This window comes from Halorhodospira halophila (assembly GCF_016653405.1).
Taxonomy (GTDB): domain Bacteria; phylum Pseudomonadota; class Gammaproteobacteria; order Nitrococcales; family Halorhodospiraceae; genus Halorhodospira; species Halorhodospira halophila_A.
Genome location: NZ_NHSN01000015.1, coordinates 41,703 through 46,702 on the forward strand (window position 1 = coordinate 41,703; position 5,000 = coordinate 46,702).

4 protein-coding genes, 4 tRNA genes and 2 rRNA genes (1 of these 10 only partly in view) are annotated in these 5,000 nt (G+C 65.9%); all 10 read right to left on the reverse strand.

Translation table 11 applies throughout. The annotated features are described in order from the left end of the window. Positions 1–292 (reverse strand): GTP-binding protein (locus tag CCR79_RS04600; protein ID WP_242510825.1); only part of this gene is annotated, 292 nt, incomplete at its 3' end. 64 nt (positions 293–356) lie between these two features. Beyond that, positions 357–432, reverse strand: a tRNA-Thr gene (locus tag CCR79_RS04605). Positions 433–471: 39 nt separating this feature from the next. Further along, positions 472–545 (reverse strand) — tRNA-Gly (locus CCR79_RS04610). Between the two features lie 63 nt (positions 546–608). Then, positions 609–693: transfer RNA gene (locus tag CCR79_RS04615), tRNA-Tyr, on the reverse strand. 48 nt (positions 694–741) lie between these two features. Continuing rightward, positions 742–817, reverse strand: a tRNA-Thr gene (locus CCR79_RS04620). A gap of 21 nt (positions 818–838) precedes the next feature. Then, positions 839–1,381 (reverse strand): hypothetical protein, encoded by a 543-nt coding sequence (locus CCR79_RS04625; RefSeq protein WP_201169257.1) that lies wholly within the window; start codon positions 1,379–1,381, stop codon positions 839–841. Beyond that, entirely contained in the window at positions 1,381–2,148 is a 768-nt protein-coding gene (locus CCR79_RS04630) for a type III pantothenate kinase (RefSeq protein ID WP_201169260.1), read from the reverse strand. The genes CCR79_RS04625 and CCR79_RS04630 overlap by 1 nt, the downstream gene beginning before the upstream one ends. Next, positions 2,145–3,122 (reverse strand): biotin--[acetyl-CoA-carboxylase] ligase, encoded by a 978-nt coding sequence (locus tag CCR79_RS04635; RefSeq protein WP_201169262.1) that lies wholly within the window; start codon positions 3,120–3,122, stop codon positions 2,145–2,147. Before CCR79_RS04635 ends, CCR79_RS04630 begins: the two co-directional genes overlap by 4 nt. A 113-nt stretch (positions 3,123–3,235) precedes the next feature. Further along, positions 3,236–3,352: ribosomal RNA gene (rrf, locus tag CCR79_RS04640) — 5S ribosomal RNA — on the reverse strand. Between the two features lie 89 nt (positions 3,353–3,441). Further along, positions 3,442–5,000 (reverse strand): 23S ribosomal RNA (locus CCR79_RS04645) (it continues 1,337 nt past the right edge of the window).

The window sequence follows — 5,000 nt, forward strand, 5'->3', positions numbered from 1 at the left end:
GCGCCGCGCCGGTGATCATGTTCTTCACGTAGTCGGCGTGACCCGGGCAGTCGACGTGGGCGTAGTGGCGGCTCTCCGACTCGTACTCCACGTGCGCGGTGGCGATCGTGATGCCGCGGGCACGCTCCTCCGGCGCGTTGTCGATCTGATCGAACGCACGGGCGTCACCGCCGTGAGCCTCGGCGAGCACCTTGGTCAGGGCCGCAGTCAGCGTCGTCTTGCCATGGTCCACGTGACCGATGGTGCCGACGTTGATGTGCGGCTTCTTGCGCTCGAACTTTTCCTTGGACATGGACGGCTTCTCCCCGTGTTCGCTGATGTTTTGACAGGGCGTCTGCGTGTTGCGCCGTGAAAAATGGAGCCCATAACCGGACTCGAACCGGTGACCTCTTCCTTACCAAGGAAGTGCTCTACCTGCTGAGCTATATGGGCCCGCTGAACTGGCTATGCCGCCTGCGGCGGCCAACTGCCTGGAGCGGGTGATGGGAATCGAACCCACGTCATCAGCTTGGAAGGCTGAGGTTCTACCACTGAACTACACCCGCAGAACCCAAACGCCGTCGTTCGTACCCGCTGCCCGCCCGCCGGCGTGGCGCCGCTTTTCTGTCTGGTGGAGGGGGGAGGATTCGAACCTCCGAAGGCTAAGCCAGCAGATTTACAGTCTGCCCCCGTTGGCCGCTTGGGTACCCCTCCGGATACAGGATGCGAAATTATGCAGATCCGTCCGGATTCTGTCAACGCTGGAGCTGGCGACAGGATTCGAACCTGCGACCCGCTGCTTACAAGGCAGCCGCTCTACCAACTGAGCTACGCCAGCCCAATCACCGGAGCATCGTAATCACCATTGGAGCGCATCGCAATGCACCGGGCGCCACAAGGTCCCGAAACGGACCACCGACAGGCGCGATGCGGGGGCGCGCACGACCACGCGGGCCGTGGTACGGGTGCGGTAGACGGGCTCGACGGTGGTCTCGATCCCGACCCGGGCGAGATTCGCGGCACGGCGATCGGCCTCGACGCGCTTCCGGTGGGTGCCGTAGGAGACGGTGGGCCGGCCGTCGGCGCCACGGGCCAGGGCGGCGCTGAAGCCCGCCCCCTCCGCGGTCCGGATCCGCTCACGGGCGCGATCCAGGCGCAAACGCTGCGGTGCGGCCACCCGGTAGCCGACCTGCTTCTCGTGGACCCCCTCCTCGCTGCCGGCGATGTAGCCGCGCTGGCGCAGGCTGGCCACCAGCTGCACGGCCCGCTGCCGGTCCGCTGTCCACGGCGTGGCGTAGCAGCCCGCCTCGCTCTCTCCGCGCGGGACAAGCTCCAAGGCCGGGGCCGGCCCAGGCAGCGTCAGCAGCAGCGCAACCGGCAGCAGCCAGCGGCGAGCGAACATCAACGCGGGGCCTCGTGGGTACTCCAGTGCAGCAGACCCTCCAGCACCAAGTGGGGCCGGTGACACCAGCCCGGCCCGAGCGCCGGAGCGAGTTCGTCGGCGCCGCCGCCGGTGAGCAGCCGTTGCGAGCCGTCCGGGCAGGCGGCCAGAATCGCCTCGGCCAGAGCGGCGACGGCGGCCGGGGTGCCAACACCGATACCGGCGCGGATCCCGTCGGCGGTGGAGCACGCTGGCAGCTCCGGGCTGGCCGCCGGGCCGGGATCGGGCAATCGGGCAGTGCCCCGGGCCAACGCTTCGTGGAGCAGGCGCAGACCCGGGTAGATGGCGCCGCCGACGTGTCGCCCGTCGGCGTCGAGGCCATCGACGGTGATGGCGGTGCCGATATCGACGATGCAGGCCCCGCCGGGGCTTCTGGCCCGCGCGCCGATGAGCGCGGCCCAGCGGTCGACACCGAGCTGCTCCGGTCGGTGGTAGGCGTTGATGACGCCGGCCGCACTCGCGGTGCTGGCCAGGTGGTGGACCGGTACGGGCCAAGCGCGCTGGAGCGCAGCGTCGAGCTCACGCTGCCAGGCGCGGGAGAGCACGCTGGCGACACAAATGCGTGCGGGCGCCGCGGCGTCGCCAAGGCCATCCCGCAACGCCGAGACGACACCTTCGGGCCCGGAGGCTTCGGCATAGGCCAGCCGTCCGGTCCGCCACGGGGCGGGAGCGGGCGGAACTGCGGCCCACTTGACCGCACTGTTGCCGAGATCGAGGAGCAGCTTCATGATGCGCTCCGGTGCAGGTGCGCCTCGCCGCTGGCGAAACAGGCCAGGCCGCGCTCGGTCTCCACGCGCAACCGACCGTGCTCATCAATCCCCCGGGCCACGCCGCTGGTCGTGCGTCCGCTGCCCTCTAGGTGCACGGTCCGGCCGGCAAGGGCATCCACTGCCTCCCATCCGACGAGCAGCGGGGCCAGGCCGTCGCGCTCGAAGCGCCGCGCGCCAACGGCCACCCACGCCGCCACCGAGCCGGCCAGTGTCGAGCGTTCGGTGCCCGGCACCTGCGCGTCGGTGATTGCGCCGGGCGACAGCCCCCGGTGATCGGTGGCCGCCGGCACATAGCGGTTGAGCCCGACCCCGATCACCACCCGACAGGGGCCCAGAGGGTCACCACGCAGTTCGGTGAGAATGCCGCCGATCTTGCGGCCGGCGACGAGCAGGTCGTTGGGCCACTTCACCTGAACCGGCACCCCCAGGGGGCGGAGCCTCTCAGCAAGCGACACCGCCACGCCCAAGGCCAGGGGGGCCGGCGGCTCGGGGACCGTCGCAAAGTCGTGGACCACTGAGAGATAGATGTTGCCGAGCGGAGACACCCAGGCCCGCCCCAGCCGCCCGCGCCCGGCACACTGCCCCTCAGCGAAGACGACCCCGGTGCCCCGCTCAGCGGTCTGCAAGGCGTGCTCGTTGGTGGATGCGGGGCGGTAGAGGCACTCGAAACGCGACGGGTCGGGGCCGCCGGCGGCCACCCAGGCCTGTCGCGCCCGTACCGCGTCGAGCGGGTCATAACCGCCGGGGATGCGGTAGCCGCGGCCACGTACGGCGTCGATGCGCAGTCCAGCCTGACGCAGGCGCGCCACGGCCCGGGCCACGCCGGCCCGTCCGATACCGAGCGCCTCGCCGAGCGCTGTCCCGGAGGCGAAGCGCCCGTCGCTCAGTGTGCGCAGGAGCCGGGTCTCTGTGTTCTGATCCAGGTGTTGCACGGCCTCGGTACCCCGTCCCAACCTTGCCGGCGTGGTATACCGTACCCTTATACCGAAGACCCTATAAAAAACCCCCGACTCCATTGAGGAGACGGGGGTTTTTCGGTGTAGGGGCCTGGCGATGACCTACTCTCGCACGACAGCGTGGTCGCACTACCATCGGCGCTGAGCGGTTTCACTGCCGAGTTCGGCATGGGATCGGGTGGTTCCCGCTCGCTATGGTCGCCAGGCAAAGCGGTGTGGCGTTTAGGCCACTTGTGTCTGGGAAGTTGCCGTCACGCCTTACGGCATGTCGGTGCTCAATCCGCTTGGGTGTTATATGGCCAAGCCTCACGGGCCATTAGTACGGGTTAGCTTAATGCATTGCTGCACTTCCACACCCCGCCTATCAACGTCCTCGTCTTGGACGGCCCTTCAGGGACCTCGCGGGTCCGGGGAGACCTGATCTTGAGGCGGGCTTCCCGCTTAGATGCTTTCAGCGGTTATCCCTTCCATACGTAGCTACCCGGCTGTGCCACTGGCGTGACAACCGGACCACCAGCGGTATGTCCACTCCGGTCCTCTCGTACTAGGAGTAGAGCCTCTCAAGTCTCCGACGCCCACGGCAGATAGGGACCGAACTGTCTCACGACGTTCTAAACCCAGCTCGCGTACCACTTTAAACGGCGAACAGCCGTACCCTTGGGACCTGCTACAGCCCCAGGATGTGATGAGCCGACATCGAGGTGCCAAACTCCTCCGTCGATGTGGACTCTTGGGAGGAATCAGCCTGTTATCCCCGGAGTACCTTTTATCCGTTGAGCGATGGTCCTTCCATACAGAACCACCGGATCACTAAGGCCGGCTTTCGCCCCTGCTCGACTTGTAGGTCTCGCAGTCAAGCACCCTTCTGCCTTTACACGCACTGCGCGATTTCCGACCGCGCTGAGGGTACCTTCGCGCTCCTCCGTTACTCTTTGGGAGGAGACCGCCCCAGTCAAACTACCTACCACGCACGGTCCCCGACCCGGATCACGGGCCCAGGTTAGAACCCCAAACATGCAAGGGTGGTATCTCAAGGATGGCTCCACGGGAGCTAGCGCTCCCGCTTCATAGCCTCCCACCTATCCTGCACAAGCATGCTCGAGGTCCAGTGCGAAGCTGTAGTAAAGGTTCACGGGGTCTTTCCGTCTTGCCGCGGGTACACAGCATCTTCACTGCGATTTCAATTTCACTGAGTCCCGGATGGAGACAGTGGGGCCATCGTTACGCCATTCGTGCAGGTCGGAACTTACCCGACAAGGAATTTCGCTACCTTAGGACCGTTATAGTTACGGCCGCCGTTTACCGGGGCTTCGATCAAGAGCTTCGCCCCAAAGGGCTAACCCCATCACTTAACCTTCCGGCACCGGGCAGGCGTCACACCCTATACATCCTCTTGCGAGTTAGCAGAGTGCTGTGTTTTTAGTAAACAGTCGCAGCCCCCTGGTCACTGCGGCCCCCCTCTGCTCCGCCCGCAAAGGGCTTCACATAACGGAGGCGCACCTTCTCCCGAAGTTACGGTGCCATTTTGCCGAATTCCTTCACCCGGGTTCTCTCAGGCGCCTTGGGATTCTCACCCTGCCCACCTGTGTTGGTTATCGGTACGGTCTCTTGCTGCCTGAAGCTTAGAGGCTTTTCTAGGAAGCCTGGCATCGGTCACTTCCGCTCCGTAGAGCGTCGTGTTCGCGTCTCGGCGTATGAACCCCCGGATTTGCCTAAGGGCTCCGCCTACACGCTTAAACCGGGACATCCGTCACCCGGATGACCTAGCCTTCTTCGTCACCCCATCGCAGCAACAAGAGGCACGGGAATATTAACCCGTTTCCCATCGGCTACGCCTTTCGGCCTCGCCTTAGG